13 protein-coding genes are annotated in these 23389 nt (G+C 72.8%); 5 read left to right on the forward strand and 8 right to left on the reverse strand.

The window, feature by feature from the left end; all coding sequences use genetic code 11:
- Positions 1-126: 126 nt before the first annotated feature.
- From Q0Z83_RS01250 to Q0Z83_RS01265, 4 genes are all read right to left on the reverse strand, one after another.
- Complete coding sequence (locus Q0Z83_RS01250; RefSeq protein ID WP_317791895.1) at positions 127-2874, reverse strand: AfsR/SARP family transcriptional regulator; 2748 nt, start codon at positions 2872-2874, stop codon at positions 127-129.
- Entirely contained in the window at positions 2871-4649 is a 1779-nt protein-coding gene (locus Q0Z83_RS01255) for an AfsR/SARP family transcriptional regulator (protein WP_317791896.1), read from the reverse strand. Before Q0Z83_RS01255 ends, Q0Z83_RS01250 begins: the two co-directional genes overlap by 4 nt.
- A gap of 378 nt (positions 4650-5027) precedes the next feature.
- A complete protein-coding gene (locus tag Q0Z83_RS01260) occupies positions 5028-5768 on the reverse strand; it encodes an AfsR/SARP family transcriptional regulator (RefSeq protein WP_317791897.1) in 741 nt (246 codons plus the stop codon).
- Positions 5765-6937, reverse strand: a complete 1173-nt coding sequence (locus Q0Z83_RS01265) for a cytochrome P450 (protein WP_317791898.1) — start codon at positions 6935-6937, stop codon at positions 5765-5767. The genes Q0Z83_RS01260 and Q0Z83_RS01265 overlap by 4 nt, the downstream gene beginning before the upstream one ends.
- A gap of 530 nt (positions 6938-7467) precedes the next feature.
- Here Q0Z83_RS01265 and Q0Z83_RS01270 point away from each other — a divergent pair.
- The 3 genes from Q0Z83_RS01270 (at position 7468) to Q0Z83_RS01280 (ending at position 12285) form a co-directional block, all read left to right on the forward strand.
- Positions 7468-9585: a PhoX family protein gene (locus Q0Z83_RS01270; RefSeq protein ID WP_317791899.1), complete on the forward strand. Its 2118-nt coding sequence runs from the start codon at positions 7468-7470 to the stop codon at positions 9583-9585.
- 192 nt (positions 9586-9777) lie between these two features.
- Complete coding sequence (locus tag Q0Z83_RS01275) at positions 9778-11280, forward strand: glycosyltransferase family 39 protein (protein ID WP_317791900.1); 1503 nt, start codon at positions 9778-9780, stop codon at positions 11278-11280.
- 63 nt (positions 11281-11343) lie between these two features.
- Positions 11344-12285, forward strand: a complete 942-nt coding sequence (locus Q0Z83_RS01280; protein ID WP_317791901.1) for a phosphoglycerate dehydrogenase — start codon at positions 11344-11346, stop codon at positions 12283-12285.
- Positions 12286-12304: 19 nt separating this feature from the next.
- On the opposite strand, the gene Q0Z83_RS01285 is transcribed toward Q0Z83_RS01280, so the two are convergent.
- Positions 12305-12871: a helix-turn-helix domain-containing protein gene (locus Q0Z83_RS01285; protein WP_317791902.1), complete on the reverse strand. Its 567-nt coding sequence runs from the start codon at positions 12869-12871 to the stop codon at positions 12305-12307.
- Positions 12872-12952: 81 nt separating this feature from the next.
- Here Q0Z83_RS01285 and Q0Z83_RS01290 point away from each other — a divergent pair, with 81 nt between their 5' ends.
- Both Q0Z83_RS01290 and Q0Z83_RS01295 read left to right on the forward strand, forming a co-directional pair.
- Positions 12953-14527 carry a bifunctional NAD(P)/FAD-dependent oxidoreductase/class I SAM-dependent methyltransferase gene (locus tag Q0Z83_RS01290; protein WP_317791903.1) on the forward strand — a complete coding sequence of 525 codons (1575 nt, stop codon included), beginning with the start codon at positions 12953-12955 and terminating at the stop codon, positions 14525-14527.
- Between the two features lie 125 nt (positions 14528-14652).
- A complete protein-coding gene (locus Q0Z83_RS01295) occupies positions 14653-19923 on the forward strand; it encodes a DUF3320 domain-containing protein (RefSeq protein WP_317791904.1) in 5271 nt (1756 codons plus the stop codon).
- On the opposite strand, the gene Q0Z83_RS01300 is transcribed toward Q0Z83_RS01295, so the two are convergent.
- The 3 genes from Q0Z83_RS01300 to Q0Z83_RS01310 form a co-directional block, all read right to left on the reverse strand.
- Positions 19913-20431, reverse strand: a complete 519-nt coding sequence (locus Q0Z83_RS01300) for a DUF6879 family protein (protein WP_317791905.1) — start codon at positions 20429-20431, stop codon at positions 19913-19915. The two genes, Q0Z83_RS01295 and Q0Z83_RS01300, sit on opposite strands and share 11 nt — an antisense overlap.
- Before the next feature lie 78 nt (positions 20432-20509).
- Complete coding sequence (locus tag Q0Z83_RS01305) at positions 20510-21988, reverse strand: AMP-binding protein (protein WP_317791906.1); 1479 nt, start codon at positions 21986-21988, stop codon at positions 20510-20512.
- Positions 21988-23199: an acyl-CoA dehydrogenase family protein gene (locus Q0Z83_RS01310; RefSeq protein ID WP_317791907.1), complete on the reverse strand. Its 1212-nt coding sequence runs from the start codon at positions 23197-23199 to the stop codon at positions 21988-21990. The genes Q0Z83_RS01305 and Q0Z83_RS01310 overlap by 1 nt, the downstream gene beginning before the upstream one ends.
- Positions 23200-23389 lie beyond the last annotated feature (190 nt).

Raw genomic sequence — 23389 nt, forward strand, 5'->3', positions numbered from 1 at the left:
CAACGGTTTCAGAAGTGTTTCCGGTGGACTAGCTCAGCAATGTGTACGCAAACATCGACACCCCTGTCAAGAGTTCCGGCTCGATGTTTGCAGCGCTGAAAGCCCTGGAGAGCTGATTTGTTAACGTTAACCAGCAAGAACCGTGCGCACACGTTCCGCGTCGTAGTAGCGAGCTTTCCCGGTCAGCACCCGCGCCTCGGCGCCGACCCGCTCCGCCTCCGCCACGTCGCCGGAGTCCCGCAATGCCGCATAGAGACCTATCATCGCTTCGATCTGCAGTTCCGGCATGTCGGACAGGAGCGTGACGGCCTCCCGGAACGGCGCGACCGCCCCGGCCGGGTCACCGCCCGCGTGCCGCACCCGGCCGATGATCGCCAGCGTCCCGGCGGCGCCGTGGGTGTGCCCCCACTTCCGGTTGATCGCCAGCGCCTCGCCGAGTAGCCGCAGCGCCTCCGGCATCCCGCCCGGCCGGTGGAAGTGGTACCAGGCCAGCGGGTTCAGTGCGCGGGCGCAGTCCGGCTCGCCGTACTCGTATCGCCGGTAGACCTCCAGAGCCTCCCGGGCGTACGGGTAGGCCGTGATCGTCTGCTCCCGGGTCGGCGTGTTGTTCAGCCCCATGATCACCACCGCCATACCGAGCAGACCGTTGCCGAGCCGCTGCGGATCGTCGGTGGCCCGACCCACCTCGATCGTCCGCACCAGGTACGGACGGGCCTGCGCGCGCTGGTCCAGCCGCAGATGTCCGCGCCCGATCATGTAGTTGAGGAACCCGGACCACCAGAGCTCGCCGGTCACCGCCAGCGCCCGCTCGCACAGCCCGAACGAGTCGTCCAGCGCGAACCTGGTGTCCTGCTGGTACGGCGCCAGCGCCCAGGCCAGCGGGGCCAGATACCGCCGCCCCCACGGCTCGTCGCAGAGCCCGGCCAGCGCCATCACGTTGTCGTACTCGGCGTGCAGCCAGGACAGCGCCCGCCGGTCCGACGTGAAGCGCTCCGGCGTCACGTCGGCCGGCACCGGCCCCACCCGGTCGGCCCGCTTGAACGGCGCGTACCGGTGCACCGCCGCGTTCGCCGAGTGCAGGTGATACTCGACGAGCCGCCGCAGCACGTCCGCCCGGTCCACCTCGGCCAGACCGACGGCATAACTGCGGATCAGATCGTGATACGAGTACCGCCCCGGCCGCCGTTCGACGAGCAGATGCGCACCGACCAGCCGGTCCAGCAGCGCCCGGGTCGCGGCCCGCTCCCGCCCGCCCGCACTCACCACGGCGCCGAACGACAGATCCGGCCCCGGGTGCAGGGCCAGCTGCCGGAACAGGGTCGCCGCGTCCGCCGGCAGCCGCCGGTACGACCAGGAGAACACCGCCCGCAGGTCGTAGCCGGGCCCGGCGAACGCGTCGAGCCCCTCCTCGGCCAGTTCCTCGGCCACCACCGACAGTGGAAACCCGGCCGCCCGCGCACACACCACGGCCAGCGCCAGGGGGAGCCCTCCGCACCCGGCGATCACCGCGTCCCGCGCCTCCGGGGCCTCGTCCACCAGCGTCGCGCCGAGCCGCTCCCGCAGGTAGGCGGCCGCCTCCACGGCGTCGAACACGTCCAACTCACACGTCCGGGCGCCGAGCTCGGTCAGCCGGTCCCGGCTGGTCACCACGACCGCGCACCCCGGATCGCCCGGCAGCAGCGGCCGGACCTGCGCGGCGTCGTGCGCGTTGTCCAGCACCAGCAGCATCCGCCGGCCGTCCAGCAGACCGCGGAACAGCGCCGACCGCTCCGCCGTGCCGGGTGGGATCCGCTGATCGGTCACCCCGAGCGCGACCAGGAACCCGGCCAGCACGTCCCCCGGGTCGGCAGGTGTCTCCTCCGGCCCGAACCCGCGCAGGTCGGCGTAGAGCTGCCCGTCCGGATACCGCTCGGCGACCAGGTGCGCCCACCGGATCGCGAGCGTCGTCTTGCCGACCCCACCCGGCCCGGTGATCACCGTGCGGGCGGCACCCGCCCCGGCCAGCCCGACCAGCTCGGCCTCCCGCGCCGCGAACGTGGCCGGCGTGCGCGGCAGCTGCGCCGGTCGCACCGCGAACTCATCGGGCTCCGCCCCGAAATCCAGCAGCCGCTCCCGCGTGTCCGTGCGGCCGTCCCGGATCGCCTGTTCCAGATCGGTCAGGGCCGGCTCCGGATCCAGGCCCAGCTCCTCGGCGAGCAGTTCCCGGTGCCGCTCCAGCACGGCCAGCGCCTCGGCGTCCCGTCCGCCCGCCCACAGGCCCAGCGCGTACAGCCACCAGGACAGGCCGCGCAGCGGATACTCGCCGGCCAGCTCCGCGGCGGCGGTGATCGCCTCGTCGGTGCGCCCCATCTTCAACAGGCAGGCGATCGACCGCTCCCGGCCGACCAGCCGGGCCTCCCGCAGCCGGGTGATCTCCGCCTGTGCCCACGGTGCCGCGGCGAACTCCGGGAACGGCTCGCCACGCCACCGGTCCAGGCCGGTGCGCAGGACCGCCAGCGCCTGCTCCGCGGTCAGGTCCCGGGCTCGCTGGACACTGTGCACCTCCCGCTCCATCCGCCAGGCGTCCACCGCCTCCGCGGGCAGCGTCAGCGCGTACCCCACCGGATCGCCGACCAGGACGGTGGTCGCGGCGCGTGGCGCGCGTCGCGGTTCCAGCAGCTTTCGCAACCTCGAGATGTACGCCTGAAGCGTCGCCACCGCGGACGGCGGCGGGTTCTCGCCCCACAGTTCGTCGACGATCCGGTCCACCGGCACGGTCCGGCCGTGCGCGGCGACCAGCATCGCCAGCACCGCCCGCGGCCGTGGCCCGCCCAGCGCGACCGGCTCGCCGTCCACCAGCACCTGGAACGGGCCCAGCACCCGGACCTCGATCACGCCGACACCGCCGGCAGCCGGTTCCCGTCGTGGTGCGCCCGGGCCTCGTGCTCCGCGTACGCCCGCAGCAGATCGTGGTAGACGAACCGACCCGGCGATCGTTCGTCGAGCAGGTGGGCGTCGGTCAGCAGGCGCAGCAGCGCCCGGGTGGCCGGCCGGTCCGCACCGGAGACACCGACCGCCGCCGCCAGCGTCACCTCCGGCCCCGGCTGCCGCGCCAGCCGTCGGAACAGCTCGGCCGCCTCGGCCGGCAGTTGGCGATACGACCAGGAGAACACCGTCCACAGGCCGGGCAGCGCATCCCGGTCCAGATCGGCGGCCACCACGGCCGGCGGGAACCCACCGGCCCGCGCACAGACCACGGCCAGCGCCAGCGGCAACCCGCCACAGCGCGCCACGATCGTGTCCCGCGCCGCCGGATCGGCGTCCACCACATCGGCGCCGAGCCGGCCGCGCAGATAGTCCAGGGACTCGCCGTCGCCGAACACGTCCAGCGGCACGATCCGCGCGCCGTCCGACACGACCAGACCGCTCATCCGGTTGCGGCTGGTCACCACGACCGCACAGCCATCCGAGCCGGGCAGCAGCGGCCGGACCTGCTCGGCGTCGAACGCGTTGTCCAGCACCAGCAGCACCCGCCGACCGGCCAGCACACTGCGCAGCAGGGCGGTCCGTTCCGCCTCGCCCGGTGGGATCCGCCCGCCGGGCACCCCCAGCGCGATCAGGAACCCACCGAGCACCGCACCCGGCGGCACCGGCGAATCCACCGGCCCGAACCCGCCCAGGTCGGCGTAGAGTCGCCCGTCCGGATACCGGTCGGCGACCTGATGCGCCCAGCGGATCGCCAGGGCGGTCTTGCCCACCCCGCCGGTACCGGTGATCACCAGTAGCCCGTCGGTTCGCCGGCTCAGCTCGGCCAGCTCCGCCTCGCGGGCCGTGAACCCGGTCGGCTCCGGCGGCAGCCGCGCGGGCAGCACCGCCCGGACGGCCGGCGGCGTCCCGATCGCCTCGTGCAGCACCGACTGCCGCTGCTCCAGGATCGCCCTCTCCAAGTCGTCGATCGACGGATCGGGGGACCGGCCGAGGTCGACGGTGACCAGCCGCCGGTGCCGGCGCAGCGCGTCCAGCGCCTCGGCCGATCGGTGCGCGGCCCAGAGCGCCAGCGCGTACAGCCACCAGGACCGGCCCCGTAACGGCTCCGGTACGGCCAGCTCCTGCGCGTCCAGGACCGCGTCACCGACGTGCCCGAGCCGCAGCTTCGCCACCACCGCACGCTCCCGGGCCAGCCGGTGCACCGCGGTCAGCCGGGTGATCTCGGATCGCGCCCACGGCTCGTCGGCGAACTGCGCGAACGGCGTACCCCGCCAGCGGACCAGCGCCTTGCGCAGCAGTCCGGCCGCCTCCCCGGCGTCCTCCGGAGCGTCCGGAACGGCGGCCACGTCCCGGGCGAAACCCCACGCGTCCACCGCGTCCTCGGGAAGACGCAGAGCGTAGCCACGGCTGTCGCTGACCAGGATCCGGGCCGGCGTCCGCGGCGCGCGTTCCGGTTCCAGGGCGCGGCGCAACCTCGAGATGTACGCCTGAAGCGTCGCCAATGGCTGCGGAGGCGGATCACCCGCCCACACCTGTGCCACGATCCGCTCCACCGGCACCACCCGGCCCCGGGCCGCCACCAGGATGGCCAGCACCGCCCGCTGCTGATGGCCGCCCAGCCCGGCCGGGCGCCCACCCACCAGCACCTCGAGCGGGCCGAGCACACGTATCTCGGTCTGCATCCGCCAAGTCCTCCGCCCTAACGAACCTGACGCAGAGTGACCGCGGGCGGGTTCGCCCGGAGATCTTAGGCGGACTTCCGAGTCCTTCTCGTTTCCAGACCGGACACCGTCGGGAACGCGACACTCTCCCGGCCTCGGGATTCTGTCGTCGTCAATCGCCTGTCGACCGTCCTGCCCGCTAATAGGACACGGGCATCGGAGGTCACGGAGCGTCGACCCGGGCACCGGCCCTGGCACCCGCTCGGGTCCGTGGGGAATCCCGGTGGGTACGAGTCGGGCGGCCGGGTTCGTGGGGAACCCGGCCGCCCACCACATCAACCGGCCGGTTCCCAAAGCTGTCTCCGCGAACGCGGGACAGCACTGGGAACCGGCCGGGTTTCAGCCGGCGCCGAGCAGGATGCGGCGGTGCAGGGCCTGCAGTTCCGGGGTCGGTTCGACGCCCAGTTCGTCGGCCAGGGTGCGGCGGACCCGGTGGTAGTGGGCCAGCGCGTCGGCCTGCCGGCCACCCCGGTAGAGGGCGGTCATCAACAGGGCGTGGCAGCGTTCCCGCAGCGGATCCTCGGCGACCATGGCCCGCAGGTCGGCGATCGCCTCGGCGTAGCCACCGGTCTCCACGGTCAGGGCCACGAGATCCAGGGCCGCGCCCCGGCACAGTTCGGTCAGGCGGGCCCGCTGCCCCTCCACGTAGCCGCCCGCCGCGCCGGCCAGCGGTGTGCCCCGGTGCAGGGCGACCGCGGCCCGCAGGTGGGTGATCGCGTCCCGGTGGTCGTCGCGGTCCATCGCCGCGGCGGCGCGCGAGGTGTGCCGCCGGAACACCGCCACGTCCAGCGAGCCGGCCGGGGCGGTGAGCACGTAGCCGCCGCCGATCCAGTCGATCCGGACCCCGCAGTCGACCGGGAGGAGGCGGCGCAGCCGGGACAGGTAGGTCCGGACGGTGGCCACCGCGGCGACCGGTGGATCCTCCGGCCAGATCGCGTCGACCAGCTCGTCCATCGTGGTCAACAGACCCTCCCGGAGCAGCAGCACGGCCAGGGTGGTGCGCTGCTGCGGCGAGCCGAGCAGCAGCTCGGCCCCGTCCCGCCAGGCCCGGACCGGGCCCAGCAGGGAGAAGGAGATCACTGCAGACCGCCGCGCAGGGCGGCCATCCGGCGGCGGTACTGACGCTGCCCGACCAGCTTCCACAGCACCCGTCCGGCCGTCGGCACCTTGGCCAGGAAGAAGGCCCGCTCCTCGTCGGTGGCCTCCTCCAGGATCGCCCCGAGCGCCAGGAAGACCTTGTCCTTCGGCAGGTTCTCCAGACCGGCCTTACCGACCCGCTCCCACTCGTCGGGCTCCAGGTATTCCTCGACCAGTGGCATGACCAGCTCCTCCTCGTCGTGGAGGTGCTCCAGCAGGACCCGCCGGTGGTCGGCGACGCTGTCCGCGAGCAGGTCGCGCTCGGTCTCGCCGGCCGACTCCTCCCAGGCGGCGAGTCGCGCGGTGATCTCGTTCAGGGTGGCGTCGAGCGCATGGTGCTGCGTCTCCATCCGGTCGACCAGCTCCCGGTGCAGGACGACCCGCTCCTGCAGCAGTGGCCAGATCAGGGCGTCTTCGGTGGCGTGGTGGTGGTGCAGGCCGCCGATGTACTCGCGGGTCCACTGACCCAGCCGGCGGGCGCGGGCGACGTCCCCGGACGCGGTCGCGCTGACGAGGCGCAGCAGCTGGGCGGCCTCGCGACGGAACACCCGATGGATCAAGACCATCTCCTGGGTGTACGGCCTGGTCGTGACGGGCACGGCAGAAACTCCTCGGTGGATCGTCGCGGAGAACCCCGGCCGGTCGTGGCCGCTGCCCCGCACGGGGGTCGGGACAGCGGCCACGATCGGCCGGGAGTTCATGTCGCGGCCAGTCTCACCGGGACCACTTGACGGCCACTTGCAAAACCGGTTCAGCGACGGTTCAGGCGCGCGGCGCGCCTCCCGCACCGCCGCCCCGGCGAGCGCGAGTCCCCGTATGTCGGCGGCGCCGGCCGGAAGGCCGTCGCCGAACGCGACCACCGCCTCGGCTCGCAGCCGCTGCTGTGCCGTGGGGCCGGCCGCCAGATGGTGCAGTGTCCAGGCGATCGCCGACGCGGTGGTGTCCTCACCCGCCGGCAACATGGTCAGCACGTTGCCGAACAGCTCCGCCGGGGTGAACGGCTCCTCGCCGTCGGGTGTCGCGATGAGCGACTCGAGCACGGTCGCCGGTTCCGCGCCGGCCGCCACCCGGTCCCGCGCCGATACCGTGCGTATCCGGATCGGACTGTCCAATTCCCTGAGCATGGTGGCGAGGCGGCGGTCGGCGGGCAACCGCACCCACCGCCATTACGGCACCGGCACGCTCATCCGCCTGTTGATCGCCGGTAGCAGCATCGGCAGCAGCGCGGCGAGCCGGCCCTCGGGCTGCTCCAACGAGTTCAGATCGTGGCCGGATGTGGTCCACCGGCAGCGGGTCTGCGGTGACCACGGCGGGACCGGCCGGGGTGGCGATCTGGTAGGTGCGGCCGTACCTGTCGCACCAGTCCTCCAGCTTGCGGTGCGGGCGGCCGTCGCGCAGCAGGTCGGGCAGGTTGCCGAGGGCGGGCAGCGGCGGTGGGCCGGGCAGGCCACGGACAGTCACGGTGGGGCTCGTCACCGGCGCATGGTGATCGTCGCGAGTGGACGGCGGATGAACGTGACGGAGGTTCATGCCTCGTTCACCTCGGATCCACCCGGGCTGGGTGGTCGCCGTACACCTGGGCTTCTTAGCGTCCGCTCAGCCCGTCATCGCAAGGTGACGAGAGACCGAGGAGAACGAACCGATGCCGGACTTCAATCGCCGACTGCTGCCGCTGCTGGGACACAGCGGCGGTAGCCGCGACGCGATGACCTGTCTGTACCGCTGTGGCAACGCCTGTGACCACCCCGCCCCGAACGAGTCGGACAACCCGTACCTGGGCGACGTCGTCAACGCCGAGATGACCCGCCGTGGTGTGGTCCGGGCCGGCGCCGTCGGCGCGATGGTGCTCGGCTTCGGCGGTTCCGCGCTCGCCGCCGCCTCGCCCGCGATGGCCGCCCCGGCCGTCGGTGGTGCCCTGCAGCACGGTGGGGGCCACCACCACCCGCAGAAGGCGGGCAAGCTCACCTTCGACACGGTCGCCCCGAACACGCTCGACCAGGTCACCATCCCGGCCGGGTACCGCTCGTCGGTGGTGATCCGCTGGGGTGACCCGGTGGTGCCCGGCGCGCCCGCGTTCGACATCGACAACCAGACCGCGGCGGCCCAGGCCAAGCAGTTCGGTTACAACAACGACTTCGTCGGGGTCATCCCGATCCCGGGCTGCGGTGGCGACCGGGCCCTGCTCGTGGTCAACCACGAGTACACCAACGAGAACCTGATGTTCCGTGGCTTCACCACCCTCGACGCCCTCACCGTCGAGCAGCTGAAGATCGCGATCGCGGCGCACGGCCTCTCCGTCGTCGAGATCGAGCGCGTCGGGCGTACCGGCGAGTGGAAGCCGGTCAAGAGCCGTCGGCTGCGCTACAACCGCCGGATCACGGCGCTGGAGACCGAGTTCAAGCTGACCGGCCCGGTCGCCGGTTCGGCCGTGGTGAAGACCGCCGCCGACCCCTCCGGCAAGATCGTCATCGGCACCCTCAACAACTGCGCCGGCGGCGTCACCCCGTGGGGCACCGTGCTCTCCGGCGAGGAGAACTTCAACCAGTACTTCGTCGGTGGCGACGCCGTCGCGGCCGAGGTCAAGCCGAAGCTCAACCGCTACGGCATCTCCACCACGGCCCGCTACCCCGGCGACAGCCGTAGGTGGGACCGCGCCCAGGAGCGTTTCGACCTGGCCAAGAACCCGAACGAGGCGAACCGGTTCGGCTGGATCGTCGAGGTCGACCCGTTCGACCCGGAGGGCCGCCCGCGCAAGCACACCGCGCTGGGCCGGTTCAAGCACGAGGGCGCCAACGTCATCGTCGCCAAGAACGGCAAGGTCGTCGCGTACATGGGTGACGACGAGCGCTTCGACTACCTGTACAAGTTCGTCTCCGACAAGAAGTACATCGACAGCGACGCGCCGTGGGCCCGTAAGCACAACCTGACCCTGCTGGAGTCGGGCACCCTCTACGTCGCCAAGGTCACCGGCGACAGCGACCCGGCCGAGATCGACGGGACCGGCAAGCTGCCCGCCGACGGGAAGTTCGACGGCAAGGGCCAGTGGATCAAGCTGGTCTCCGGCAACACCTCGTTCGTGCCCGGCATGACCGCCGTGGACGTGCTCACCTTCACCCGGCTCGCCGGAGACGCGGTCGGCGCCACCAAGATGGACCGTCCCGAGGACGTCCAGCCGAGCCTGCGCACCGGCAAGATCTACGCGGCGATGACCAACAACACCAACCGTGGTGTCGGCAGCAACGCCAAGCCGGACGAGGCCAACCCGCGCAACGCCAACAAGCACGGCCACATCTTCGAGATCACCGAGGACCGCGGCGACCACACCGGGCTCACCTTCACGTGGCAGCTGCCGATCGTGTGTGGCGACCCGGCCGCCGCCGACACCTACTTCGGCGGCTACGACAAGACCGCGGTCTCCCCGATCTCCTGCCCGGACAACGTCGCCTTCGACAGTGCCGGCAACCTGTGGATCTCCACCGACGGCAACGCACTGGGCAGCAACGACGGCCTGTTCGCGACGCCGATCGAGGGTAAGGAGCGCGGCCACCTGCGCCAGTTCCTGACCGTGCCCAAGGGCGCCGAGACCTGCGGCCCCTTCATCACCTCCGACGACAGGTCGGTCTTCGTCGCGGTCCAGCACCCCGGCGAGATCAGCGGCGCCTCGGTCGACAAGCCGGCCTCGGTCTGGCCCGACGGCGGGTTCGCCAAGCCCGGTGTCGTCGTCACGTGGCGCAAGGACGGCGGACCGATCGGTAGCTGATCGCCGGCGACGGGAGCGGCTCGAACCGGGGCCGCTCCCGTTACGTACCGTAAGAGTTTTTTGCCGGTTGCGTCGCATCGTGCGACGACCTCACGTGATCGTGCCATTGGCACCGTTTGGGGGTTGGCGGGCCGGGCACGCCGGGCCAGGGTGGGTCGGATGGAAGCGCCGACCACCGCGGGGGTGAGGGTCGTGAGCGATTCGCGAACCACGTCGAGGACTGCACCGGCACCCAGAAGACCCGTCGACGACCCACCTGTCGCCGCGCCACCGGCCGGTGCCCCGTCGCGGGACACCCGCCGGTTCCTGCCGCTGCTGCCCGGCCTGTTGATGCTCGCCGTCGCCCTGGTCGGTGCGGGCCGGCCGGTCCTCAGCTGGGACGAGGTCACCTCGGCCGAGGTCGCCTCCCGGTCGGTGCCGCAGATCCTCGACCTGATCCCCAACCTGGACGCCGTCTTCGGGCCGTACTACCTGTTCCTGCACTTCTGGACCGCGGTCGCAGGCACCGGCGAGATCATCCTGCGGCTGCCGTCGATCATCGCGATGGCCGGCGCCGTCACGATCGCCGCGGAACTCGGGCGGCGGCTGTTCGACCCGGCCGTCGGCCTGGTCGCCGGGCTGCTGCTGTGCGCCGTGCCGAACACCTCGCGGTACGCCGCCGAGGCGCGCCCGTACGCGTTCGCCTGCTTCTTCGCGGCGCTCGCGTTCCTCCTGCTCATCGTCGCGGTCCGGCGCGGCGGGCGACTTCCCTGGATCTGGTACGGCCTGAGCGTCCTGTTCCTCGGCCTCTCCCATCTGATCGCCCTCACCACCCTCGCCGCGCACCTCACCTACCTGGTCGTCAACGCACGGGACCGGGTACGGGTCTGGGCGGCCGCCGTCGGCGTGGCGCTCCTGCCGGTGCTGCCGATCGCCTACCTCGGCACCACACAGGAGGACACCCAACTGCACTGGGTCGCGCCGATCACCTCGGGCCGGATCCGGGACATGCCCGGTGAGATCGTCGGATCCCGGGAGGTCGCGTGGCTGCTGATCGGCCTCGCGGTCCTCGCCGTCTGGCGGCCGGGGCGGCGGCTCGTCCCGATCGCCGTCTACGCCCTCGCGCCACTGACCGTCGTCGCCGTCGTGTCGGTGCTGGTCTCGCCGATGTGGGTGGCCCGTTACCTGCTGGTCGTGCTGGCCCCGCTCACGCTGCTGGCCGCGGTGGCCCTGCTCGACGGGCGGTCCCGCCACACCCTCGCACGGGCCGTCGTGGTGCTGCTGGCGGTCGCCTTCGTGGCGATTCCCGGCGAACGCGCGGTCCGTGCGGCCACCGCCAAGAACGGGCCCGACTACCGCACCATCGCGAAGATCATCGGCGCCGAGGCGCAGCCCGGTGACGTCGTCGTCTACCCCGCCCGGAACCGGGCCATCCGCGCCGGAACCGGCTACTACCTCCGCCGGCAGTCCGCCGCGCCGGCCGACGTACTCGTCGAGGTGCCGTCCGCGCAGACCGGGTGGCTGATCGCCTACGAATACCCGGACGCGGTCGCCCGGTTGACCGGGGCACCCCGGATCTGGCTGGCCGTCGCCGACCGCCGCGACGACCCGCTCACCGCCCGGCCCGACCTTCAGTCCTTGATCACCTCCGGCTACCACCGGATCGGTCTCTGGCAGCCGAAGAGCGCGACGGTGGCCCTCTACGCGAAGAACTGACCCGGTGATCTTCCGCGTCGTCGATCTCACCGCTGCGCGGACCGGGATGGCAGGCTGAGGGCTATGAAGGTTCTGCTGCCCGGGTCCATCGTGCTCGATCCGGAACTGCCCGCCGGTGTGCAGGGTGTCGTCTATGACGTAACGGCGCCGGTGCCCGCCGAGCACCTGGACGCCGAGGTGTTCGTGGCCTGGGGCAACACCGCCGACAACCTGGCCGACGCGGCCCGGCGGCTCAAGTCGGTCCGGTGGGTGCAGACGCTCGCCGCCGGGCCGGACGCGGTGCTGCAGGCCGGGTTCGGCGACGACGTCGTCGTGACCGCCGGGCTCGGGCTGCACGACCGGACCGTCGCCGAGCACACCCTCGGGCTCGTGCTGGCCGTCGCGCGGCGGTTGCACCTGCTGGTCCGGGCCCAGATCGGGCGGCGCTGGGCGGGGGAGCTCGGCGGGTTGCAGCCGGTCCGGGAGAGCGGATCCTTCCGTACGCTCGGTGACGCGAACGTGGTCGTCTGGGGGTTCGGGGGGATCGCCGGTCGGCTCGCTCCGCTGCTGGCCGCCCTCGGGGCGAACGTCACCGGGGTGGCCCGGCGGGCGGGGGAGCGGCACGGGTTCCCGGTCGTCACCGAGGCGGACCTGCCGGGGTTGCTCCCGGGCACCGATCTGCTGATCAACATCCTGCCGGCCACCCCGGCCACGGTGGGCATCGTGGGGGCCGAGGTGTTCGGGCGGCTGCCCGCGCACGCCTGGGTGGTGAACGTCGGGCGTGGGGCCACCCTCGACGAGGACGCCCTGCTGGCCGCGATCCGGTCCGGGCGGCTGGCCGGGGCGGCTCTGGACGTCTTCGGGACCGAGCCGCTGCCGGTGACGTCCGGTCTCTGGGACGAGCCCGATGTGATCATCAGTCCGCACGCTGCCGGCGGCCGACCGGAGGGTGCGTCGTCGCTGCTCACCGAGAACATCGCCGCCTACCGGGCGGGCCGCCCCCTGCGCAACCCGGTCGCTCGCTGACGCCGTCGCGTCTCCGGGGTCAGCGGGAGCGGGCCCGGACGTGCAGACGCTCGCCCTGCGGGCCGAAGATGTTGATCAGCTCGGCGGGTTCGGGGCCGGCGTTGCGGATCGAGTGCGGTAGCCGGGTGTCGAACTCGGCCGCCTCGCCCGGGCCGAGCACCAGGTCATGGTCGCCGAGGAGCAGTCGGACACGGCCGGACAGGACGTAGACCCACTCGTACCCCTCATGGGTCTGTTGGTCCGCCCCGCACGACGGCGGTCCGGGCGGCAGGATCTGTTTGAAAGCCTGTGGCCCGCCCGGCCGGCGGCTGAGCGGGATGAACGTGTGCCCGTCGCGCTGGATGGGCCGGGCCCGGATCCGTGGGTCGCCGGTCTCCGGTGCGTCCACCAACTCGTCGAGGGTGACCTGGTACGCCTCGGCGAGCGGCAGCAGCAGTTCGAGGGTGGGTCGGCGGCTGCCGGATTCGAGACGGGACAGAGTGCTCACCGAGATGCCCGTGGTCTCGGCCAGCCGGGTGAGGGTGATGTCACGTTGCTGTCGTAGTTCCCGCAGGCGGGGGCCGACGGCGGCGAGCGCTTTTGCCATAACGGCAACGATAGTTGCCACCCGGCCGGAGCGGGAGCACGGTGGGACGCAGCAGACGGGCGAGAAACAGAGGGGACTCCGGTGGAGAAGCAGACGTACGACGTCGTGGTGATCGGTGGCGGCGCGGCCGGCTTGAGCGGTGCCCTGGCGCTGGCCCGGTCCCGGCGGTCGGTGCTGGTGGTGGACAGCGGGGAGCCGCGCAACGCCCCGGCCGAGCACATGCACAACATCCTGGGCCGCGACGGCACCCCACCCGGGGAGCTGCTGGCCGCGGGCCGGGCCGAGATCATCGGGTACGGCGCCGAGGTGCTGTCCGGACGGGCCGAGTCGGCGGCGCGGGACGGTGACGGGTTCCGGGTGACGCTCGACGACGGCCGGGTGGCTCACGGGCGGCGACTGCTGGTGGCGACCGGCCTGGTCGACGAGTTGCCGGACATCCCGGGGCTGACCGAGCGCTGGGGTCGGGACGTGGCGCACTGCCCGTACTGCCACGGCTGGGAGCTGCGGGACAAGCGGATCGGCGTGATCGCGAACGGTCCGCTGAGCGTGATCCAGGCGCAGATGTGGCGGCAGATCAGCCCGCACGTGCTGGTCCTGCTGAACGGTGGGGACGCGTTCGCCGCCGGGCCGATGGAGGAGTTGGCGGCCCGCGGCATCCCGGTGGTGCCGGGCGCGATCGAAGCGCTGCAGACGGCCGGGGACCGGCTGACCGGGGTACGCCTGGTCGGCGGCGACGTGGTCGCGGTGGACGCGGTGGTGGCCGGGCCGCGGTTCACCGCCCGGTCCGGGGTGCTGGAGTCGCTGGGCCTGGAGGCGGCCGGGTTCGAGATGCACGGCCACGTGCTGGGCCGGCGGATCTCCGCGGACGAGAGCGGCGCCACCACGGTTCCCGGGGTGTGGGTGGCCGGGAACGTGACGAACCTGGGTGCCACGGTGGCGGTCGCGATCGCCGGTGGGCAGACCGCGGCGGCCGCCATCAACATGGACCTGATCGCCGACGACACCAGGGCCGCGGTCGCCGCGTACCGGGACCGGATCGCCACCATGTTCACCGAGGACGCGTGGGAGGAGCGCTACCGCGGCCGGGACGCGATCTGGAGCGGCAAGCCGAATCCGGTCCTGGTCACCGAGGTCGGCGGGCTGACCGCGGGCACCGCTCTGGACGTCGGCTGTGGTGAGGGCGCGGACGCGGTCTGGCTGGCCGAGCGGGGTTGGCGGGTGACGGCGGTGGACATCTCCTCGGTGGCGTTGGGCCGGGCGGCCGGCCACGCTGCCGCGGCGGGGGTCGGCGATCGGATCACGTTCCGGCACGCGGATCTTCAGCAGGATCACCCCGAGCAGGGGTACGACCTGGTCAGCGCCCAGTTCATGCATCTGCCGCCGGAGCCGCGCCGGGAGCTGTACACGCGCCTGGCGAAGTCCGTCGCGCCGGGTGGCACGCTGCTGGTGGTCGGCCACCACCCGTCGGATCTGGCGACGTTCGTCGGCCGGATGCACTTCCCGGACATGCTGTTCACCGCCGAGGAGATCGCCGAGCTGCTGCCGTCGGACGGCTGGAAGATCGTCACCGCGGAGGCCCGCCCCCGCCCGGCTACCGATCCGGAGGGCCGCGCGATCACCATCCGGGACGCGGTCCTGGTCGCCCAGCGCGTGTGATAGGGCCCGCAACGGCCCGCTAGTGGCGGCTGGCGGGCTTCTGCGGGCGATATGTCCGGCTATTGTGCCTACCATTTGCGGGCAAATGGGCAACGTGGCCCCGGTGGCCTTGCTGGAATGGGCACATGCGGCCGGATGATGCTGAAGGACCTGCCGGCCCGGGCGACGACGTCCGGGCGGCGCTGGCGGCCTGGCGCGACGGGCTCGTCGAACCCGGCGGCGCCAACCGTCTCATCGACCTGCCCCGCGGCGGCGCCGATCTCGTCGAGATCGTCGCCCCCGACCCGGCGGGAGTGGTCGCGGCCCTGCGCCACGGCCGCGACTGTCCGCTGACCGGCGCCGGTGCGCGTAAGACGACCGGCGCCCTGCGGACCGATCTGTCCGACGACGTGCTCCGGCCGCTGCTGCGCCGCCTGCGCCGGCACGCCCAGCTGGAACAGGCCGACCGCGGTGTGGACGTGCTGCACCTGGCCGTCGGGCTGCTGCACTGGCAGGACCCCGACGGCGCCGCCCACGCCAGCCCGCTGCTGCTGATCCCGGCCGATCTGGTCGCGCTCGGCCCCGGCGAGATCCCACGGCTGCGGGCCGGGGCCGGCGACCCGATCGTGAACCCGGCACTGTCGGCCCGGCTGAGCCGTCTCGGCATCACCCTGCCCGAGGTGGACGACCTGCTCGACGGCGCCGACCTGGCCGACTTCGACGTGGCCGCGATGACCGCCGCGATCGGTGCCGCGGTGAGCCGGCAGCCCGGCTGGCGGACCGCGGCGATCACCGTGCTGGCCCGGTTCGACCCGGCGGTCGAGGCGATCCACCGGGACCTGCTGGAGAACGAGGACCGCGTCCTGGCGCACCCGGTGGTCCGGGCGCTCGCCGAGGCCGACGGCGCGCCGGGGGCGTTCGCGTTCGAGCCGGTCGCCGCCGACGAGATCGACGTGCTGGCCCCGCCGGACGACGTGCCGCTGGTCCTGGACGCCGACGCCGCCCAGCGCGCCTGCGTGGCGGCCGCCTGCGAGGGCCACAGTTTCGTCGTCGACGGCCCGCCCGGCACCGGCAAGTCGCAGACCATCGCCAACATGATCGGCGCCCTGGCACACGCCGGGAAACGGGTCCTGTTCGTCTCCGAGAAGGCGTCCGCCCTGGACAGCGTGCAGCACCGGCTGGCCGCCGTGGGCCTCGGCAACTACCTGCTCGACCTGCACGGTTCCCGGGCCTCCCGCAAGCAGGTGGCGGCCACGCTCGCCGCCGCGCTGGACGCCGCCGCCCTTCCGGGGCCCGGCATCGACACCGAGGCCCGCGACCTGCTCCGCGAACGGCGGGCGCAGCTCAACGCGTACGCCCAGGCCGTGAACGAACCGCGCGCACCGCTGAGCCGCAGCCTGCAGGACCTGATCGGGCGTTTCGCCCGGCTCGCCGGGGTGCCGGAGGCGCCCGCTCCGGCGCTGCACGCCGCCGCCCTGACCGACGACGCCCTGGACCGCATCCGGGCCGCCGCGGAACGGCTGATCCGGGCGTGGCGGCCGGCCAACGAGCGCAGCGGATTCCGCTGGCGGGAGGTCGCCGAGCGGGAGCCGCTCGCCGAGGCGCTGCAGGACGCCCTGTCCGCGTTGGAGAGCCTGGCCGCCGCCGCGGGCGAGAACGCGGCCGTCACCAACGCCTTCCACCTGCGCCTGCCGACCGACGCCGGTACCCTCTCGGAGATCGCCGAGCACGCCGCGCAGCGCCCGGCCGGGGTCGCCGACCAGTGGCTGACCGCGACCAGCCTGCGCCCGGTCCGGCAGGCCGCCGAGGAACTGGCCCAGCGCCTGGAGATCAGCCGCCGTGCCGCCGACGCGGTCCGGCACCGGGCCGGTGTCGCCTGGGAGGTGCTGGCCGCCCCGATGGACCTGGACGCACTGCCCGAGCCGCCCGTCCTGGACCCGCCGGCGGTGCGCACCGATCCGTTGACCGCCGCCGAGGCCAAGGCACTGGCCGGCCGGTTCGCCGCGGACGCCGACGAGCTGGAGCACCAGCAGCGCAACCTGGACCGGGCGACCACCCGGCTCGGGCTGCCCGACGTGATCACCTTCTCCGACGTCGAACTGGTCCACCTGATCGCCGAACTGGGCGCGCGGCCCGACAAACCGGACCGGTCGTGGTTCTCCCCCGGCGCCCAGTCCGCCGTGCACACCGCCGCCGGGACGCTGCGCCTGCACGTCGAAGCGGTCAGCGCGGCCCGCGCCACCGCGCACGAGATCTTCACCGAGGCGGCCCTCGACGCACCCGTCGAAGACCTGGCCGAACGGTTCGCCAACGTGCACCGCGGCGCCCGCAAACTGCTCGCACCCCACCGGCGGGACAAGGAGGCGGTCGCCGGGTTCACCAGGCCCGGCGTCGGCGTCGACGAGGCGGTCACCGAACTCGGCCTGGCCGTCGCGTGGCGCCGCGCCCACGAGGGCCTGGTCGCCGCCGAACAGCAGCACGCCGGGCATCTGGGCCGCTACTGGAAGCGGCTGGACACCGACTTCCCGGCGATCGGCCGCGCCCTGCAGACCGTCGCCGAGGTCCTGCGGGTCACCCCGCCGGAGGCGCTCGGCCAGGTCGTCGACTACGTCTGCGCCCCGCACGTGGCCGGCGACGAGCTGCACCGGGCGGTCACCGAGGCCCGCGACGTGTTCCGGCACTGGCGGTCCACGCTGCGCCCGGAACCCGACCCGGCCGGTCGGCCGGAACTCGGCCACGGCCCGGTGCAGCACGCCATCACCTGGATGCGCGCCCAGGTCGGGCCGCTGAGCGACACCGCCGGCCTGCTCGGGCAGCTCGGTGACGCGGTCGGCCGCGACCTCAACGTCGCCGAGGCGATCGGGGTCATCGAGGTACGCCGGGGCGTGATCGAGGCCGAGCAGGCGTTCGCCGCCGCCGCCCACGGGTACGAGACCACGCTGGGCCCGGTGTTCCGGGGCAAGCAGACCGACCTGCGGGCGCTGGAGGACGCCATCGAGTGGACGGCGCACACCCGTACCCTGCGCACCGGCTCCGACGCCGCCCTCAACAACGAGCAGGCCCAGGCGATGACCGCGGGCCGTCCGGCGCCCGACCTGACCCGGCTGCTCGACACCTGGCAGACGGCCCGGCAGCGGATCCTGGACGCTTTCGGCCCGGCCCGGCAGGTCCGTCTCGGTACCGCCCTGGACCGCTACGAGACCGCCCGTGACCTGCTGCGTGACCTGCTCGACGACGACACCGGCCAGGCCGAGTGGTTCGAGTACCTGTCGGCTCGCGGGGTGCTCGCCGAATTCGGCGTGGACAGTGTCGTCGACTTCTGCGCCGACCACGGCGTCGACGTGCACCGGCTCGCCGAGGTGATCGAGCGGGCCGCGTACCGGGCCTGGATCGACACGATCATCAGCGAGGACGAGCGCCTGCAACCGCTCACCTCGGCCGGCCGCGACGAGCTGGTCGCCGAGTTCCGCCGGCTCGACGCCGAGCTCACGCAGGACGCGGCGGGCGCCGTGATCGAGGCGCTCAACGCCCGTCGGCCCGTCCTCACCGGCGCCGCCCGGATCCGGGCCGAGGGCGAGAAACCGGACGGCCACCTCCCGGTACGCGAGCAGCTCGCCGCCGCCTGGGACACCGTCGCCGCCCTCAAACCGTGCCTGGTGATGCCGCCGTCCGCGGTCAGCCGGCTGCTGCCCGCCCAGGCGAGCTTCGACGTCGTGGTGATCGACGAGGCGTCCCGGATGACCCCGGCCGCCGCGGCCGCCTGCGCCTACCGCGGCACGTCGCTGGTCATCGTCGGCGACGACGCGCAGCTCCCGCCGGCCGGTGACCAGCCGTCGGTGCTGGTGGTGGCCAACGACTGCGGCGCCTTCACCCGGCTCGGCCTGACCGGCCACTACCGCAGCCGGCACGAGAGCCTGATCGCCTTCGCCAATCAGGCCTTCTACCAGGATCGGCTGCTCACCTTCCCGGCCGCCCAACAGACCGGCCCGGACCTGGGTGTGCAGTTGTATCCGGCGAGCCCGGCGACCGAGGCGGCCACCGTCGCCGAACGGGTGCTGCACCACCTCACCACCCGCCCGTCACTGTCGCTGGGAGTGGTCACGCTGACCGCCGCCCACGCCGACGGGATCGCCGACGCGGTCGAGGCCGCCCTGGCCGGTCGTCCCGACCTGGAGAGCTTCCTCGGTGACTTCGTGGTCGAGGGCGCCGACGCCGCACAGGGCGACGAACGTGACGTGATCCTGCTGTCCACCGGCGCCGATCTGGGCGCGGCCGGTGGGCCCACCGGTGCCCGCCGCCTGGACGTGGCGATCACCCGGGCCCGGCAGCGGGTCGAGGTGATCTCCGCGATCAGCGCCGCCGACCGGGACGAGCCGGGCGGCGAGGGCGAACGCCGGCTGGCCGCCTACCTCGACTACGCCGAACGTGGCGGCCCGGCCGCCGGGGAGTCGGCCCCGAGCCCGCTCGACGAGGCGGTGCTGGACACCCTGCGCGGCTGGGGTCACCAGGCGGACGCACTGTCCATCGGCGTCGGTGTCCGGCTCGGCGACTCGTACGTGCTGGGGGTCCGCTGTGACACTCCGGCCGGGCCGGCCCGCGACCGGGACCGCCTGCACGACCAGATCCTGCAGAGCCTCGGCTGGCGCCTGCACCGGGTGTGGAGCGTCGCCTGGCACACCGACCGGGAGACCGAGGAGGCCCGGCTACGGGTCGCCGTGGAGAACGCGCTGGCCACCCCGGACGTCTTCGCCGACCTGCCGGAGGAGACGCTGACCGCCCGCCCGGCGCAGCGACCCGAATGGGCGCTGCCCTACGAGCGGGCCGAGGTGCCGCCGCTGCCCGCCACCACCCGGCTCGACGACGCGGCGGCCCGACGGCTGCTCACCGGCACGATCGAACACATCGCCGAGGTCGAGGGGCCGGTGCACGTCGCCACGCTGACCCGCCGGATCCGTGAGGCGTGGGGCCTCAGCCGCCTCACCCAGCAGCTCAAGGCGGCCATCGACGCGGCGATCACCCAGTCCCGAGCCGGGTTCGACGGCACCTTCGTGACCGCGCCGGACGCGCCGATCCCCGCCGTCCGGGTCCCGGCCGACGGGGTGAGCCGCAAACCCGACCAGATCGCCGACTCCGAACTCCAGCTCGCCCTGGAATACCTGGTGCTGGACGCCGGACTGGTCGAGGGGGAGGATCTGCTCGCCGCGGCCGGCCGGCTGTTCGGGTGGAGCGGTAGCCGTACCGGCGCGGCCCGGCTCGCCGCGATGCTCGACGACCTGGTGTCGGCGGGGCGGCTCATCGCCCACCGCAACGGGCTGATCGCGGCGCCGGAGAACGACCTGCTGGACCTGCCCGACCCGGCGACCCTGCCGCGCCGCGAGGAGGTCGGCCCGGCGATGCGGATCGAGGTCAACCTTTGACGTAGTCGTCGTGCGGTATCCCGGCCGCCCACAGGGCGGCCCGGATCCGTACGCAATGCCGGACGATCGCCGGGTCCTCGGTCATCGCACCGCCCGCGCTCGAGGAGTCCGGCTCGAACAGGGTGAACACCACCCGCCGGTCGTCGAAGAGCCAGAAGTCGTCGTGGGCGACCGGCAGCCCGGCGGTCGCGGCCCGCGGCAGCCACCTGATGTCCTCACCGGCCTCCACGTTCAACCCGGAGATGCTCAACAGCCAGCGCGTGTAATCACCGTGCGGGGCCGTGACCACCCGCAGCCGGCGCACGCTGCGACCGGACTCGGTGACCTCACGCATCAGCTCCAGCCATGGCCGCTGCCAGGCGAAGTCGTCCGGTTCGCCGTCCAGGAACCGCTGGAACGGCGGTGCCTCCTCGGCGACCCGGTAGACGTCGCGCACCTCCAGGTGGAAGGCGGTCCGGTCGAAGGAACGGAACATGCGCCGGAAGGTGTCGGCCCGCAGCAGCAGCATGCATCCCACCCTGACCACAGTGGACGCGATCGGTCCACTCGAGGGTCGCGTTGGTGCAGGTGGGAGGAAAACTCGCGTTCAGAGCTCGCGTTTGAGCACCTTGCCGGTGGCGTTGCGGGGCAACTCGTCCAGGAAGATCACGTCACGCGGCACACAGAACCGGGCCAGATTCCGTCGCACGTGATCGCGTACCGCCTCGGCATCGAGCCGTTCGCCCGGGTTCAGCACCAGGTGGGCGGCGAGCCGCTGACCCCACTCATCGTCCGGGACGCCGACCACCGCCACCTCACGGACCTGCGGCAACGCCGCCAGTAGATCCTCCACCTCGCCGGGGAAGATGTTCTCCCCACCGGAGACGATCATGTCGTCGACGCGGCCGTCCACGTACAACCGGCCCTTGTCGTCGAGATGCCCCAGGTCACCGGTGCCGACCACGGTCCGGGTGGCCGCGTCCTGCCCGGTGTAGCCCTCGAACAGCATCCCGTTGCTGACATGGATCTGGCCGTCGACGATCGTCACCCGGGTGCCGTGCGGCGGCCGGCCCGCCGTCGACGGGGCCTCCCGCAGGTCGGCCGGGGTGGCGATGGAGACCCACGAGGCCTCGGTCGAGCCGTACAGGTTGTAGAGCACCTCGCCGTACCGGTCCATGAATCGGGTGGCGAGGCCACCCGGCAACGCCGAACCGCTCACCGCCGCCACCCGCAACCCACGGTAGGCGGTCGAGACGTCCATCAGATTCTGGAGCATCACCGGTACGGCCACCAGCGCCGTGACCTGATGCTCGGCCAGGGTCGTCACCAGGGCGGCCGGCTCGAACCGGCGGCGCAGCACGATCGTCGCCCGCAGCGCCAGCGCGATCTGCATGCCCGCATAACCCCACGTGTGGAACAGCGGCGCGGCGATCATGACCCGTTCCCCGGCCCGCAGCGGGATCCGGTCGATCACCGAACAGAGCGGGCTGAACCCGCCGGGTGTCGGCCGGCGGGCGCCCTTCGGCAGACCCGTCGTCCCGGACGTCAGCACGATCGTCCGGCCCGGCCGCTCCGGCGGTGTCGCGAGCCCGGCCGGGGCGGACTCGATCAGCTCGTCGACCCGCTTCTCACCGATCCGGATCGGGAACGTGGCGACCCGGTCGGTGAACTCGTCGTCGTGGATCAGCGCGGCCAGCCCCTGCGACTCGACGATCTGTTCGAGCTGGTGCGCCGACAGCCCGGTGTTGATCAGCACCGCGTCGGCGCCCCGGGTGGCCACCCCGATCAGGGCCTCCAGCATGCGGGCCGAGTTACGGCACAGCAGCCCGACCCGGTCACCGGCGTCGACAGACAGGGCCGCGGCCAGTCGAGAACTGCGTTCCAGCAGCTCGGCGTAGGTCAGCTGCCGCTCGTCATCGATCACCGCGATCCGCTGCGGGCTGCGGGCCGCCGCCTGCCGCAGCTCGCCGGCCAGCCCGAAACCCCACCGGCCCAGCGACGCGAACTGCCTGGCCACCCGTACCGGGTTGCCCGGTGTGAGCAGCCCGCGCCGCGCCATCGTCGACGCGATGAACAGGGCGTCCATCAGCGGATCTGCACACCGGAGACGGCCCGGGCGATGACCAGTCGCTGGATCTCCGAGGTGCCCTCGAAGATCGTGTAGATCTTGGCGTCCCGGTACATCCGCTCCACCGGGTGCTCCCGCAGATAACCGGCGCCGCCGAGGATCTGCACCGCCTTCTCGGTGACGGCGACCGCCACCTCACCCGCCTTGAGCTTCGACATCGAGCCCTCACCGGCCTCGAACGGCTTCTCGTTACGCCCCATCCACGCGGCCCGCCACACCAGCAGCCGGGCCGCGTCGATCTCGGTCCGCATGTCGGCCAGCGCGAACGCCACCGCCTGGTTCTCGATGATCGGCCGGCCGAACTGGACCCGGGTCTTCGCATACTCCAGCGCGTACTCGTACGCCGCCCGCGCGATGCCCAGCGCCTGCGCGCCGACCGCCGGCCGGGACAGCTCGAAGGTCCGCATCGCCGCCTGCCCCGACCGCCGCTGCCCCTCGCGGGCCCGCGCCAGCCGCTTGTCCAGGGCCTCCTTGCCGCCGAGCAGGCAGCTGCCGGGCACCCGGACGTCGTCCAGGAACACGTCGGCGGTGTGCGAGGCGCGCAGCCCCAGCTTCTTCAGCTTCCGGGTCCCGGCCAGGCCCTTGGTGCCGGGCGGCACGATGAACGCGGCCTGCCCCCGCGACCCGAGCGACGGGTCCACACTGGCCGTCACCACGTGGATGTTCGCGATCCCGCCGTTCGTCGCGTACGCCTTCTGCCCGCTGAGCACCCACTCGTCGGTCGCCTCGTGGTAGACCGCCCGGGTCCGCATCGACGCCACATCCGAACCGGCCTCCGGCTCGGTGCTGCAGAACGCGCCCACCTTCGGATCGGCGGCGTCGCCGAAACACTGCGGCACCCACTCGATCAGCTGATCCGGCGTGCCCGACCCGAAGATCGCGGCCACCGCCAGCGACGTGCCGGAGATCGCCATCCCGATCCCGCCGTCGCCCCAGAACAGCTCCTCGTTCGCGATCGGCAGGCTCAGCCCGCTGCTGTCGGACCAGGTGTTGGCGAGGAACTCGAACCCGTACAGCCCGATCTTCGCCGCCTCCTGCAGGATCGGCCAGGGCGTCTCCTCGCGCTCATCCCACTCCGGCGCGGCCGGCCGGATCACCGACGCGGCGAACCCGTGCACCCATTCACGCAGCTCACGCTGCTCATCGTTGAGATCGAGCCAGAACTCCACGGACAGCCTCCCGCCGGCAGGTTAACTCGCCGGTAACTTTACGAGCGCGTATCCGCCAAAACAACCACCATCGATGAATTAAAAACCCCGCGGTGTTGTCTCGGTCGTCGTCGGCTCCGGCGCCTTCTCCGGTACGCGCCACCCCGCCCCGACCATCCCACGCCGCCCCGCACTACGACGCGAGGTCCGC

The sequence above is a fragment of the Actinoplanes sichuanensis genome, from assembly GCF_033097365.1.
In the GTDB taxonomy this organism is placed as follows: Bacteria; Actinomycetota; Actinomycetes; order Mycobacteriales; family Micromonosporaceae; genus Actinoplanes; species Actinoplanes sichuanensis.

Coding starts and splice junctions, on each gene's coding strand:
- Q0Z83_RS01255 (WP_317791896.1), bottom strand. CDS start 4,649: ATGCAGACCGAGATACGTGTGCTCGGCCCGCTCGAGGTGCTGGTGGGT.
- Q0Z83_RS01270 (WP_317791899.1), top strand. CDS start 7,468: ATGCCGGACTTCAATCGCCGACTGCTGCCGCTGCTGGGACACAGCGGC.
- Q0Z83_RS01285 (WP_317791902.1), bottom strand. CDS start 12,871: ATGGCAAAAGCGCTCGCCGCCGTCGGCCCCCGCCTGCGGGAACTACGA.
- Q0Z83_RS01305 (WP_317791906.1), bottom strand. CDS start 21,988: ATGGACGCCCTGTTCATCGCGTCGACGATGGCGCGGCGCGGGCTGCTC.
- Q0Z83_RS01300 (WP_317791905.1), bottom strand. CDS start 20,431: ATGCTGCTGCTGCGGGCCGACACCTTCCGGCGCATGTTCCGTTCCTTC.
- Q0Z83_RS01280 (WP_317791901.1), top strand. CDS start 11,344: ATGAAGGTTCTGCTGCCCGGGTCCATCGTGCTCGATCCGGAACTGCCC.
- Q0Z83_RS01295 (WP_317791904.1), top strand. CDS start 14,653: ATGCGGCCGGATGATGCTGAAGGACCTGCCGGCCCGGGCGACGACGTC.